Annotated in this window: 12 protein-coding genes; 7 read left to right on the top strand and 5 right to left on the bottom strand. The window is 61.7% G+C overall.

Annotation, left to right across the window (positions count from 1 at the left end; all coding sequences use genetic code 11):
* The first annotated feature begins 61 nt into the window (after positions 1 to 61).
* Both glmU and CIK76_RS14325 read left to right on the top strand, forming a co-directional pair.
* Positions 62 to 1,513, top strand: coding sequence for a bifunctional UDP-N-acetylglucosamine diphosphorylase/glucosamine-1-phosphate N-acetyltransferase GlmU (gene glmU / locus CIK76_RS14330; protein ID WP_096287591.1), 1,452 nt, complete (start codon positions 62 to 64; stop codon positions 1,511 to 1,513).
* A 70-nt stretch (positions 1,514 to 1,583) separates the two neighbouring features.
* The gene (locus CIK76_RS14325) at positions 1,584 to 2,564 is read left to right on the top strand and encodes a ribose-phosphate diphosphokinase (protein WP_096287589.1); all 981 of its coding nucleotides are present in this window, start codon (positions 1,584 to 1,586) and stop codon (positions 2,562 to 2,564) included.
* Between the two features lie 83 nt (positions 2,565 to 2,647).
* On the opposite strand, the gene CIK76_RS14320 is transcribed toward CIK76_RS14325, so the two are convergent.
* Positions 2,648 to 3,091, bottom strand: coding sequence for a DUF1801 domain-containing protein (locus tag CIK76_RS14320; RefSeq protein ID WP_096287587.1), 444 nt, complete (start codon positions 3,089 to 3,091; stop codon positions 2,648 to 2,650).
* A gap of 302 nt (positions 3,092 to 3,393) precedes the next feature.
* Between CIK76_RS14320 and CIK76_RS14315 the strand changes: the two genes are divergently transcribed.
* The 4 genes from CIK76_RS14315 to sufU all read left to right on the top strand — a co-directional run bounded on the left by CIK76_RS14315 (position 3,394) and on the right by sufU (position 6,258).
* Positions 3,394 to 3,678 carry a 50S ribosomal protein L25 gene (locus CIK76_RS14315; protein WP_096287585.1) on the top strand — a complete coding sequence of 95 codons (285 nt, stop codon included), beginning with the start codon at positions 3,394 to 3,396 and terminating at the stop codon, positions 3,676 to 3,678.
* Positions 3,679 to 3,723: 45 nt separating this feature from the next.
* Complete coding sequence (gene pth, locus CIK76_RS14310) at positions 3,724 to 4,305, top strand: aminoacyl-tRNA hydrolase (RefSeq protein WP_096287583.1); 582 nt, start codon at positions 3,724 to 3,726, stop codon at positions 4,303 to 4,305.
* Between the two features lie 198 nt (positions 4,306 to 4,503).
* Positions 4,504 to 5,805, top strand: a complete 1,302-nt coding sequence (locus CIK76_RS14305) for a SufS family cysteine desulfurase (RefSeq protein ID WP_096287581.1) — start codon at positions 4,504 to 4,506, stop codon at positions 5,803 to 5,805.
* Positions 5,806 to 6,258, top strand: coding sequence for a Fe-S cluster assembly sulfur transfer protein SufU (sufU, locus tag CIK76_RS14300; RefSeq protein WP_096287579.1), 453 nt, complete (start codon positions 5,806 to 5,808; stop codon positions 6,256 to 6,258).
* A 97-nt stretch (positions 6,259 to 6,355) separates the two neighbouring features.
* Here sufU and nhaA read toward each other — a convergent pair whose 3' ends face one another.
* Positions 6,356 to 7,639 carry a Na+/H+ antiporter NhaA gene (gene nhaA / locus CIK76_RS14295; protein ID WP_308727270.1) on the bottom strand — a complete coding sequence of 428 codons (1,284 nt, stop codon included), beginning with the start codon at positions 7,637 to 7,639 and terminating at the stop codon, positions 6,356 to 6,358.
* Between the two features lie 228 nt (positions 7,640 to 7,867).
* On the bottom strand, positions 7,868 to 8,362 hold the full coding sequence (locus CIK76_RS14290) for a DUF2505 domain-containing protein (RefSeq protein ID WP_096287575.1): 495 nt from the start codon (positions 8,360 to 8,362) through the stop codon (positions 7,868 to 7,870).
* A gap of 226 nt (positions 8,363 to 8,588) precedes the next feature.
* Between CIK76_RS14290 and mfd the strand changes: the two genes are divergently transcribed.
* On the top strand, positions 8,589 to 12,206 hold the full coding sequence (gene mfd / locus CIK76_RS14285) for a transcription-repair coupling factor (RefSeq protein ID WP_096287573.1): 3,618 nt from the start codon (positions 8,589 to 8,591) through the stop codon (positions 12,204 to 12,206).
* A gap of 38 nt (positions 12,207 to 12,244) precedes the next feature.
* Here mfd and CIK76_RS14280 read toward each other — a convergent pair whose 3' ends face one another.
* Both CIK76_RS14280 and CIK76_RS14275 read right to left on the bottom strand, forming a co-directional pair.
* Positions 12,245 to 12,724 carry a tetratricopeptide repeat protein gene (locus CIK76_RS14280; RefSeq protein ID WP_255248487.1) on the bottom strand — a complete coding sequence of 160 codons (480 nt, stop codon included), beginning with the start codon at positions 12,722 to 12,724 and terminating at the stop codon, positions 12,245 to 12,247.
* 102 nt (positions 12,725 to 12,826) lie between these two features.
* Complete coding sequence (locus CIK76_RS14275; RefSeq protein WP_096287571.1) at positions 12,827 to 13,078, bottom strand: hypothetical protein; 252 nt, start codon at positions 13,076 to 13,078, stop codon at positions 12,827 to 12,829.
* Positions 13,079 to 13,109: the final 31 nt, after the last annotated feature.

Genomic DNA, 13,109 nt, shown 5'->3' with positions numbered 1-13,109 from the left:
TGTCACCGGGGTTTTACTTCAATGCCGGAAACCTCAAACTCGACTTCGCAGGAGAAAGCACTTGAGCGATCAGGTCAACGCACCAGTAGCCGTTATTGTCCTCGCCGCAGGCGCGGGAACTCGGATGAAATCGGCGAAGCCGAAGATCATGCATGAAATCGCAGGTCGTTCCATGATTTCCCACGCATTGCATGCAGCTTCTGCGTTGGAGCCCAAGAGCTTGGTCGCCGTGGTGCGTCACCAGCGTGACCTCGTGGCGGCACATATTCTGAGCCAGTTCCCGAACATCACCATTGCCGACCAGGACGAAGTTCCCGGCACTGGACGCGCCGTGCAGCAGGGCCTTGAAGCGGTGGATCCAGCCCTCGAAGGAACCGTCGTGGTGACCTACGGTGATGTGCCATTGCTCACCAGCAAGGTGCTCTCCGGATTGGTTGTCACCCACGAGGCCAGCGGCAATGCGGTCACCGTGCTGACCACCGAGCTGGATGATCCTTCGGGCTACGGACGCATCCTGCGCGATGAAAACGGGGATGTCTCCGGCATCCGCGAACAGAAAGACGCCAGCGAAGCCGAGCTTGCCGTCAAGGAAATCAACTCCGGCATCTATGCTTTCGACGCCGCCATGCTGCGTTCGGCGCTGACCGAGGTCACCACCGACAACGCGCAGGGCGAAATGTACCTGACCGACGTGCTCGCCATTGCTCGCTCGCGTGGCGGCCGCGTCGCTTCCTCGCAGATCGCCGACCGCTGGCAGATCGAGGGCGCGAACGACCGCGTCCAGGTCTCCAATCTGGCCCGCATCTACAACGAGCGCAAGGCCGAATTCTGGATGCGCCAGGGCGTGACCATCGTTGACCCGGCCACCACCTGGATCGACGCGACGGTCATCATCGGCCAGGATGTCACCCTGAAGCCGGGCACCCAGCTGCACGGGGAGACCATCATCGGCACCAACGCGGTAGTTGGCCCCGACACCACCTTGACCAACGTGGTGGTCGGCCAGAACGCCACCGTGAAGCGCACCGACGCTACCGACTCGCGCATCTCCGAGGGAGCCAGCGTGGGCCCATTCGCTTACCTGCGCCCGGGGACCGAGCTCGGCCCGGACGGCAAGATCGGCGCGTTCTACGAAACCAAGAACGTCACCATCGGCCGCGGCTCCAAGCTCTCGCACCTCGGCTACGCCGGGGATGCCGAAATCGGCGAATTCACCAATATCGGCTGCGGCAACATCACCGCCAACTACGATGGCGAGAAGAAGCACCGCACCAAGATCGGTTCGCATGTGCGCACCAGCTCGAACACCGTGTTCATCGCCCCGGTAGAACTCGGGGACGGCGCCTATACCGGCGCCGGCGCGATCGTCCGCAAAAACGTCCCGGCCGGTGCGCTTGCGCTGTCCGTGGCCCCGCAGCGCAACACCGAGGGCTGGACGCTGGAGAAGCGCCCCGGCACACCTTCGGCCGACGCCGCATTCAAGTCCTCATTGAATGGCTCGGATTCCGAGTAATTCATGCGAGGAAGTCATTTCCTCAGACCACCTCATACGTGATAGCGAAGCGAGCGAGAAAGCAAACCCCATGAGTGAAATCAGCCATAATGTCGATAAAAAGCTGGTCCTGGCCACCGGCCGGGCACACCCGGAACTGGCAGCGGAAGTCGCCAAGGAACTGGACACCGAACTGCTCCCGTTGAACGCCTACGACTTCGCTAACGGCGAGATCTACGTTCGGTCGGATGAGTCGGTCCGCGGCAAGGAAGTCTTCCTGCTGCAGTCCTACCCGGCCCCACTGAACAACTGGCTGATGGAACAGCTGATCATGATCGATTCGATGAAGCGCGCCTCGGCGCGGCGCATCACCGTGGTCGCACCGTTCTACCCGTACGCCCGCCAGGACAAGAAGGGCCGTGGCCGCGAGCCGATCTCGGCTCGTCTGGTCGCCGACCTGTTCAAGACCGCAGGCGCGGACCGGGTGATCTCTTGCGATCTGCACACCGCGCAGATCCAGGGCTTCTTCGACGGCCCGGTGGACCACCTGTTTGCTTTCCCGCTGCTGGCCGACTACATCCGCACGAAGGTGGATGTGGAGCAGGTTACCGTGGTCTCCCCGGACACCGGCCGCGTGCGCGTTGCCGAGCAGTGGGCCGAACGCCTCGGCGGTGCCCCGCTGGCGTTCGTCCACAAGTCCCGCGATCTGACCATGCCTAACCAGGCCGAGTCAAAAACCGTGGTGGGCCAGGTTGAAGGCCGCACCGCGGTGCTGATCGACGACATGATCGACACCGGTGGAACCATCGCCGGAGCGGTGCGCGTGCTGAAGGAAGCCGGAGCCAAGGACGTTATCATCGCCGCGACCCACGCGGTGTTCTCCGAGCCTGCCGCGCAGCGTCTGGCCGAGTCCGGTGCCACCGAAGTGGTTGTCACCAACACCTTGCCGATCCCTGAAGAGAAGCGCTTCGAGAACCTCACCGTGCTTTCGATCGCACCGATGCTGGCTCGCGCCATCTCCGAGGTCTTCCACGAAGGTTCGGTGACGAACCTCTTCGACGGACGTGCCTAGCAGTCCTCGTTTCGCAAGCTTCTGGCCGGCACCTTCGGGTGCCGGCCAGAAGCCGTTAAAAGCTATTTACCAGCGCATGAAGCTCAGCCGTCGGAAGCCGGGCCCGGCTCGGCCTCGGTGCGCGCCAAGGTGTGAGAGGCTTCGAGCAGCTCACGAAGCACGCCCAGATCGATCTTGGATAGCCGTCCCAGATAGAGGCAGGCCTTGCTGGCCCGGTGCGGGCCGAGCGCCGCGAGCAGTTCGGGCCACTTCTCGGCGAAACCGCTTTGGAGATAGAGGGTGTGCTTTGCAGATCCCGGGGCAAAGGCCATGAGCGGTGCCCGTGCGCTGCGCCCGTTGGCGTGGAAGTATTCGTATTCACCGAACCCGATGATTTTCCCGGCCCAGACCACCGGTGTCTCTGCCGTGATTTCCTGATAGAGGCTCAGCAGCTCCTCGGCCTCGGCTCGACGTGCCCCGGGGGCACGGTCCAAGACTTCTGAAACCGGCATTTCGGACGGTGACATCGCTGGTTGTTTCGTAGCCACAAGTGCTCCTTGGTTTAGGCGGATTCTCACCGTTGATCTATTGGATTGTTGCCACGCTACCGGGGGAGCGGAACTAAGCCAAAAGGTATCATCTCTTGGTGATGTGGGATGGGCTACATGTTTTTTCTCCGGGGTCAGTAACTGGTAGAATTACTCATTGTGCCCAGGCGAGGGAAACATCTTTTTTGATGTAGCCGTTATCGACAAGGCCGGAAAAGCTCTTTCATCTCCAGATGATGGATGCTTCCCAGGTCCACGCAGGGCGTAAGAAGAAGCATTCATTTACTCTAAGGAGATTCATCATGGCATCTGTCAACCTTGACGCCGTAGTCCGTTCCGATTTCGGCAAGGGCGCAGCCCGTCAGGCCCGCCGCGACGGCATGATCCCAGCAGTCATCTACGGTGCAGGCTCCGAGCCACAGCACATCCTGCTGCCAATCCACGAGACCACCCTGGCCATCCGTGACCGCGGCGTTCAGCTGGTTCTGAACATCGAGGGCAAGGAAGTTACCACCTCGATCAAGGATGTTCAGGTCCACGCCATCAACCGCACCGTTGATCACATGGACCTGCTGATCGCTGCGTAATTGTAGTCTTCGGAACTGCAATACAGCTTTTAGTAGCTAAGACTCATGAGCAATGACACTTGGCTGGTAGCCGGGCTCGGGAATCCCGGGCCCGGCTACGCTGGCAATAGGCACAATATCGGGCACATGGTGCTCGACGAGTTGGCGCAACGATCCGGCTCGAAATTCAAAACCCATACCTCGCGCGCCCAGATTATCCAGGGCCGGCTAGGCATCGGCGGGCCCCGCATCGTCTTGGCCAAACCCCTGACCTACATGAACCTCTCCGGGGGGCCGGTCGCGAACCTCGCTAAGTTCTTTGGCATCGGGATCGAAAAATTGATCGTCGTCCACGACGAGATCGACATTCCCTTCGACACGGTCAAGCTCAAGCGCGGCGGGGGAGAAGGCGGCCACAACGGGCTGCGCGATATCTCCAAGGCCATGGGCTCCAAGGACTATCTTCGCGTGCGTGCCGGCGTGGGGCGTCCCGCCGGGCGCATGGATACCGCGGACTGGGTGCTGCAGGACTTCTCGAAAACCGAAAAGCAAGTTTTGCCGTTTCTCATCGACAATTCGGCGGACGCAGTCGAACTGTTGATGTCCTCCGGGTTGGAAGCGGCGCAGGAGAAGTTTCACACTTCCTGATCGTATTGCGATCAAAGCGGTCAGAATTTTTGCCACTGCGGCAGGGGTTCTGGCCGTTTTGCCTTTGCTGAGGGGTTGCTAACTAAGGACTTACTTAGATGTGTTCTGCGTTCTAGAGTGGAATAATTAGCTAATGTACCCTTTGCCTAATCAGCTTAAGCGATCTGGCAAACCACATCCATTACCTCGGAGGACCACGTGCAGACGGTTACCGGTCACCCAGAAACCACCGAAGCGCTCTCTCAAGCAGAGGTCGCACGGATCAAAGCAGACTTTGAAATCCTGGAGCACCAGGTCAACGGCACCGAGCTCATCTATTTGGACTCCGGAGCGACCAGCCAGAAGCCACGCTGCGTCTACGAAGCCGAGCAGCATTACTACGAGAACGCCAACTCGGCAGTGCACCGCGGTGCACATACCCTCGCCGTTGAAGCCACCGATATTTTCGAGCAGGCACGCGAGACCGTGGCCAAGTTCATCGGCGCGCGCAGCAACGAACTGGTGTGGACCTCGAATGCCACCGAAGCGTTGAACCTCATCTCCTACTCGCTTTCCAACGCCTCGCTCGGCCGTGGCGGCGAGGCTTCCGCACGCTTCCGGATCGGTGCCGGCGATGAGATCCTGGTGACCGAGATCGAGCACCACGCAAACCTGATCCCTTGGCAGGAATTGGCGTTCCGCACCGGCGCGACCTTGCGTTACGTGCCGGTCGACGAGCACGGGGCACTGCGCTATGAGTTGCTCGACGAGCTGATCAACGAGAAGACCAAATTGGTGGCCTTCACCCATGTGTCCAACGTCCTGGGCACCATCACGGACGTCGCGCGTTTTGTCACCGCCGCGCGGAAGGTCGGAGCACTGACGGTGCTGGACGGATGCCAGTCGGTCCCGCATATGCCCGTTGACGTGAAGGCCCTGGACGTGGACTTCATGGCCTTCTCCGGACATAAGATGCTCGGCCCAACAGGCATCGGCGGCCTCTACGGCCGTGCCGAGCTGCTGGACGCCATGCCGCCGTTCCTGACCGGCGGATCGATGATCACCGTGGTCGATATGGAACATGCCGAATTTCTTCCGTCGCCGCAGCGCTTCGAAGCCGGGACACAGCGCATCGCGCAGGTCCACGGGCTGGCTACCGCCGCCAGCTACTTGGACGAGATCGGCATGGATCGCATTGCCGCTTGGGAGGAACACCTCGGGGCCATGCTCTTTGAGGGACTGTCCAAGCTGGAAGGCGTGCGCGTTTTCGGTCCCTCCGGCATCAAGCGCATCGGCACCGTGCCTTTCGAGGTCATCGGGGTCCACCCGCATGATGTGGGCCAGTACCTGGACTCGCGAGGCATCGCCGTGCGTGTCGGGCACCATTGCGCCCAGCCGTTGCACCGTGCCCTCGGGGTATCTGCCACGACCCGTGCAAGCACCTACCTTTACAACACCGAGCAGGACGTTACCGCGCTGATCGAGGCCGTTGCCTCCGTGCGTGAATACTTTGGAGTTTAAATGAACGAGCTAGATCAGCTGTACCAACAGGTCATCCTCGACCATGCCAAGCGTCGCTTCGGCTCGCCCTTGGTCGACCCGGCAGACGGCGAACTGCATGGGGAATCGCACCAGCACAATCCCATCTGCGGGGATCAGATCCGTGTCCGCGTGGCCCTGGATGGCGATGCCCACTTCACCGCGATGAGCTGGGAGGGAGATGGCTGTTCCATCTCCATGGCCTCCGCCTCGGTGCTCAGCGAGATGCTCCCGGAGATGACCAAGGATGAATTCCTGGACAAGCTGGAAGTCTTCCGTGAAATGATGCGCTCGCGGGGCACCATGGTTCCGGACGAGGACGTGCTGGAAGACGCTGCGGCATTCGTTGGTGTCTCCAAGTTCCCGGCACGCGTTAAGTGCGCCATGCTCGCCTGGGTGGCAGCCGAAGCCGCCATGCTGGGTGCCAGCGCCTGAGCGGATCTCAGGGCAGCGCCAGAACAGCTAGATATAAAGAAACCCTTGCTCCGCACATTGAAAATGTGCCGAGCAAGGGTTTCTTCGTCAAGCAGAGCTAGTCTTTGTCGCCGGGCTGGTAAACATCCGGGATGCCGTCTTTGTTGTCATCGCGTGTTTCGCGGGCGGCAATGATCTTGTACCCACGGTTGCGCGGGATCAGCCACAAGGCGCCGAGGATCGCGGCAATGAAGGAGCCGGCCAGGATTGCGACCTTTGCATGCTCGTAGTGCACCGATTCCAGACCGAAGGACAGCTCGGAGACCAGCAAGGAGACGGTGAAGCCGATACCCGCCAGCAGCGTCACGCCGAACAGGTCAGCCCATTTGGCGTCCTTATCCAAGGACGCCTTGGTGAACTTGGTGAGCAACCAGGTGAAGCCCATGATGCCGATCGGCTTGCCGAGCACCAAGCCAAGCACGATGCCCCAGAGCACCGGGTCGGTGAACAGCCCGCCGCCGCCGGATTCGGAGGAAACCACCGTGACACCCGCGGCGAAGAAGGCAAAGATCGGGATGCAGAAACCGGAAGAGAGCGGACGGAAGCGGTGCTCGAAGAGTTCGGACAAACCATATCCTTCGCGGCCGTCGGTGCGTTTGACCGGTATGCAGAAGCCCAGAACCACGCCCGCGATGGTTGCGTGAATTCCCGAACCGAAGATGAAGATCCAGGTGATGACGCCCAGCGGCAACAGGATCGCCCACGCCGCCCAGGCGCGCTTGGCGAAGAATTTGCCCAGGGAACGGGCCAGCACGGTGAACAGGATGATCGGAATCAGGGCCAGCCCGAGGTAGGCCAGCTTGAGCTCGTCGGTGAAGACGAAGGCGATGATGACGATGGCGATCAGGTCATCAACCACCGCGAGGGTCAGCAGGAAGATGCGCAGCGCGGCCGGCAGAGCCGAACCGATGACGGCAAGCACCGCGACGGCGAAAGCGATATCGGTCGCCGTGGGGATCGCCCAGCCGCGGAGCAGCTCGGTGCCGCCCCCGGAACCGGCGGCGATAGCCACGAAGACCAATGCCGGAACCAGCACGCCACCGAAGGCAGCGGCAACCGGGACCGCCGCGGTTTTGACGTTGCGCAGATCGCCAATGACGAATTCTTTCTTCAATTCCAGACCGGTCAAGAAGAAGAACACCGCCAGCAAGGCATCGGCTGCCCAGTGGCCGATGGAAAGATTCAGGTCGACACCGAAGAGGGTGGGCCCGAAGTGGAAATCACGCAGCGCAAAATAGGAATCGCGCATCGGCGTGTTGGCCCAAATGAGCGCGAGGATCGCGCCAGCGATGAGGACCATGCCGCCGACGGTTTCCTTGCGCAGGATATCTCCAATGCGCACCGACTCTTTGTAGCTTGGGCGCGAAAACAGGTTCCTTGGCGAACCTGAAGAGGGCGTTGGAGTCATTGTTGAACTCGCTTACTTCGATAAATGAAAATTTGTTCGCCGACCAGACTTCCCGGCACACCTGACTTTAACACTAGCGCGAAACGTGGCTCGAACCACAAAATCCCGGGTGAGCGCATCTTCACACCGACCCGGGATCTTGCCGCTGGTTCTTGACGGCGGTTAGCGCGAAAGCCACTCATTGACCTGAGCGGCCTGCATGTTCAGCGCCTTGCCCAGGTACGGCTCCGCAGCGGAAGCAAGCTTGCCGCCGATGAACGGAATCGACGAGGAAACCTTCGCATCGATAGCGAATTCGCTCTGCTCACCGGCTGGGCTCAACGATTCGGTGCCGGAGACCGACACCGGGACGCCTGCCACGTTGATCTTCACCGATGCCGAACGATTGCCTGCTGCATCCGGTGCGCTCCACTGCTCAACCTGCGTGACATCAATGGAAGCGCCCACGAATTTACGGGCGAAGTCCGGCACGCGGTCGGTGGGCAGCGCGCGGACGGTAGTCAGGGTGAAGGCGCTATTGGTGTCGCCCTCAACGGTGAAACTCGTCAACGTGCCCTTGGCGAGCGAGGTCAGATGCTCGGCGAAACCGCGATCGGCTAAGGTCGCGATGACCTTGTCTGCAGGGTGCGCGATCTGCGTGCTTGCGTTCAATGCCATGAATACGAATCCCATTCTTGAAAGGTTCGGCGCTCTTGCAGAACAATCTTGTGTTCCGTGCCGGTTCTGGTCGTTATTAACCCTATCGGTTCCCTCAGGTTAGGTAGGCTAGGAAGGCAGCATAAAACAACATATTGGCATTGCGCCGACCGCGGAAACATTTTGCGGTCGTTGTTTGTGGTGCGCTACCGGATATTTTGCCTTCAGGAGAGGAACTTTAAGCAACATGAGCCTGAGCGGACTTCATGATTTCCTGCGCGAGGAACCGTCATTTAGGCGAATCCAGCAAGGCGCCTCGTTGGCCTTCAACGCCCGCAGCGAAGAGCTAGAGATCGCCGCCCCACCAGGGATGCGCGCAATTCTCGGCGCCCACGTCGCCGAGGGGCTTTTCTCCGGGCAAGACCAGTCGGTCATGCTGATCGTGACCGCCACCGGTCGCGAGGCCGAGGACGTCTCGGCGTCCCTGACCGCATACATGCCCGCAGAGCAGATCGCGGAGTTCCCTTCCTGGGAGACCCTGCCCCATGAGCGGCTCTCCCCGCGCAGCGATACCGTGGGCCGTCGCCTGGAAGTCCTGCGTCGGCTGCACGACGGAGACCCGACGCTGAAGGTCATCATCGCGCCGATTCGCGCGGTGCTCCAGCCGCTGGTCTCCGGATTGGGGCAGCTGCGCCCGGTGGAGCTCGAGCTCGACGCGGAGCCGGGCTTCGAAAGAGTCATCAGGGATCTGGCCGCGGCGGCTTATGCCCGGGTGGACATGGTCACTCATCGCGGCGAATTTGCCGTCCGCGGCGGCATCATCGACGTCTTCCCGCCAACTCTCGAGCATCCGGTGCGCATCGACTTCTTCGGCGAGCAAATCGATTCGATGCGCTACTTCTCCATCGCCGATCAGCGTTCCTTGGAAGGCGAGGCTCCAGCCAAGATCGTGGCCACTCCCTGCCGCGAAATGCTCATTACCCCGCAGGTGATGAGCCGGGCCGCCAACCTCAAGGCGAACTTCCCCGCGGCGACGGAAATGCTGACCAAAATTGCCGGCGGCATTGCCGTGGAAGGCATGGAATCCCTGGCGCCGCTGTTGGTCGATGAGATGGTGCCGTTGCTCTCGCTGCTTCCGGCCTCGTCCATCGCGCTGGTGATGGAACCCGAGCGAGTCCGCTCGCGCGCCCACGACCTGAATGCGACCAACGCTGAATTCCTGGCCGCGGCGTGGGCTTCGGCCTCCGACGGCGCGGCGGCGCCATTGGATCTGAGCACCGCGGAGTCCGGACGCAAGCTCGCCTCCGGCGACTTCGCCTCACTGGCCGAAACCGTTGAGCATGCCAAAGACGCCAAGGTCTCTTGGTGGTCGCTGACCTCGCTGGGTGCGGATGAAGATCTTGGCCTAGGCGCGGCGACCATCCGGGTCGAGGCCCGCGAACCACGCGGCTACCAAGGCGACATCGAAGCGATGATGGAATTCCTCTCCGGCCGGGTCAAGGACGGGTGGCGCTTGGTGGTGGCCACCGAAGGCCCGGGCCCGGCGGCGCGGCTGTCTGAACTTTTCCAGGAATACCAGATCCCGGCGCACCGTGTCCCGGAGCTCAGCGAGCTGCCCACGGCGGGACTCATCGAAATCACGCAGGCCACCGCCGGGCGCGGCTTCGTTTTTGACGAGCTGAAATTCGGGTTGCTGACCGAAGCCGACCTGCTGGGGCGTTCGAGCGCCTATGGCAGCCGCAAGACGCGCAAGCTCAGTGCCAAGCGCAAGCGCAATGCGGTGGATCCGCTGTCCCTGCAAACCGGCGACTACATCGTGCACGAGCAGCACGGCATCGGCAAATTCGTGGAATTGGTGGCACGCAAGGTGTCCGGGTCCTCGAAGGATGCCAAACGCGAATACCTCGTGGTGGAATACTCCGCTTCGAAGCGCGGGGCACCGGGGGACCGGCTCTTCGTTCCGATGGAGCAGCTGGACCTGGTCACCCGCTACGTGGGAGGCGAAGCGCCAAGCCTGTCCAAGATGGGCGGCTCGGATTGGGCCAGCACCAAATCAAAGGCCCGCAAGGCGGTCAAGGAGATCGCCGGGGACCTGATCAAGCTGTACTCCGCGCGAATGGCCAGCCGCGGCCACTCCTTCGGCCCGGACACCCCGTGGCAGAACGAGCTCGAAGAGGCCTTCGCCTATATCGAGACCCCGGATCAGCTCACCGCCATCAACGAGGTCAAGCAGGACATGGAGCGCGAGATCCCCATGGACCGGCTGATCTCCGGTGACGTGGGCTTCGGCAAGACCGAGATCGCGGTCCGGGCCGCGTTCAAGGCGGTCCAGGATTCCAAGCAAGTGGCCATCTTGGTGCCAACCACGCTGCTTGCCTCCCAGCACCACCAGACCTTCACCGAACGCTATTCGGGATTCCCGCTGCGGGTGAAGTCGCTTTCCCGTTTCCAGACGGCCAAGGAGTCCAAGGAAATCCTTGCCGGGCTCAAGGACGGCTCGATCGATATCGTGATCGGCACCCACCGGCTGCTGTCCAAGACGGTCCAGTTCAAGAACCTCGGGTTGGTGGTCATCGATGAGGAACAGCGCTTCGGTGTGGAACACAAGGAAGAGCTGAAGAAGATGCGCACCAACGTGGATGTGCTGGCGATGAGCGCCACGCCAATCCCGCGCACCTTGGAAATGAGCCTGACCGGAATCCGCGAGACCTCGACGCTGGCCACGCCTCCGGAGGAGCGCCATCCGGTGCTGACCTTCGTCGGACCGCGCAGCGATAAGCAGATCTCCGCCGCGATCCGCCGCGAGCTGATGCGCGACGGCCAGGTGTTCTTCGTGCACAACCGGGTCTCCTCCATCGACCGGGTCGCCGCGGAGCTGCGCGAACTGGTTCCTGAGGCGCGCGTCGAGGTGGCGCACGGCAAGATGAGCGAATCGCGGCTGGAACGAATCATCCAGGACTTCTGGGAGAAGAAGTTCGATGTGCTGGTCTCCACCACCATCATCGAAACCGGCCTGGACATCTCGAACGCCAACACGCTGATCGTGGACCGGGCGAACAACTACGGGCTCTCCCAGCTTCACCAGCTTCGCGGGCGTGTGGGACGTGCCCGCGAGCGCGCCTACGCCTACTTCCTCTGGGATGTGGAGAAGCCGCTCGGCGAGGTGGCGCTGGAGCGGCTGAAGGCCGTGGCAGCGCATAACGAGCTCGGCTCGGGCTACCAATTGGCGATGAAGGATCTTGAATTGCGCGGAGCAGGCAACCTGCTCGGCGGGGAGCAGTCAGGACATATCGCCGGGGTCGGCTTCGACCTCTACCTGCGCCTGGTCGGCGAGGCGGTAGCGGACTTCAAGGGCGAAGGCGAAGAAGAAGCCACCGAAATGAAAATTGACCTTCCGGTCAATGCGCACCTGCCCCACGAATACGTGCCGGGCGAACGACTGCGCTTGGAGGCCTACCGCAATATTGCCGGAGCCGAAACCGCCGAAGCGCTCGCCGAGGTCCGCGAGGAACTCGAGGACCGTTATGGCAAGCTGCCGCAGCCGGTAGAGAACCTGATGCGTGTCGCGGCGCTGCGCGTGAGGGCACGCGCGGTGGGGCTGCGTGACATCCAGCAGATCGGGAACCACATCAAGGTGTCACCGGCGAAGATCGAAGACCTTCCGGCCTCGCGCCAGGTCCGTTTGGAACGCCTCTACCCAGGGGCCGCGAACAAGCCGGCCTTGAACGCGATCTTCATCCCGAAGCCGCGGACTTCGCCGGTGGGCGGCAAGGACCTGGCCGACGAGGCGATCCTGGAATGGGCCGAACGCATGCTCTACGGAATCTTCGAGCCGACGCCAGCGGTGGCCGAAGCGAAAAAGTAGGCCTCGAGCAAACCGATGGCCGGGATCCCGGCCATCGGTCATTCAGCGTGTAATTCGTCCGCGTAGTCGTGCACCGGCCGGGCATAGAGTGCCAGGCTCGGAGCCAATGCTTGCAAGGCGACCCGAAGGGCCGCGGTGCCTTCGCCGGCATCATGCAAGGCCAAGGCGAGAAACGCTTGCGCATCGCGGTGCAGGGAAGAGTCCGGGCCGACCGCACGGAGCAGCTTGATGGCTTCCTGGAACTCACCCACATTGCGCAGGGTGCTGGCCAGCTGGATTCGCGCTTCGCTCAGTTTCTGCTCGCTCAACGTCCCGGCCATGGCCGCGCGGTAGGGGCCGATGGCCAGGGCTTCCTCGCCCAGATAATCGTGCAGAGAGGCTCGTTCAAAAAGGGCCTCAGCATCATTTGCTGGCTTTTGCGCAAGTAGTTGCGCCAACTCATTGCGCAGGGCATCTGGATTTTTAGTCCCTGCGGTGTTCCAGAATAATTCGATGCGTTCGTGCCAGTTGCTGGTCATGGCTTGAGACTAGTCTGGCAGCCTAAGCCCAAGCAAGCAGCCTTGGCCGGGCTGGGCACGAAAAAGGGGAGGTCCGAAGACCTCCCCTGATTCAAGCTTGACTTACTTGGCGGTGTTAGCTGCGGCAGCCACGGCGATGGAGTCCGAACGTCCCATCAGGTGCATCGGAATCGCGAAGGCGCCGAACGACAGCACGAAGCATGCGATGGTTGGCCACCAAGCGGTCTCCAAGGTCCAGTAGGACAGGGCGTAGATGCCAGCCGAGAACAGCACCAGGAAGATCACGGTATTAACGATGTTGCCAACGAGGCGACCTTCACCAGAGTGGGCGGTGTTCTTGCCGTTCGAGTACACTTTTTCTCCTTGAGGAAACGAATGGGTGCGG

Origin of the sequence: Glutamicibacter sp. BW80 (genome assembly GCF_002332385.1) — a bacterium.
Taxonomy (GTDB): Bacteria; Actinomycetota; Actinomycetes; order Actinomycetales; family Micrococcaceae; genus Glutamicibacter.
This window is presented reverse-complemented; position numbering and strand designations above follow the sequence as displayed.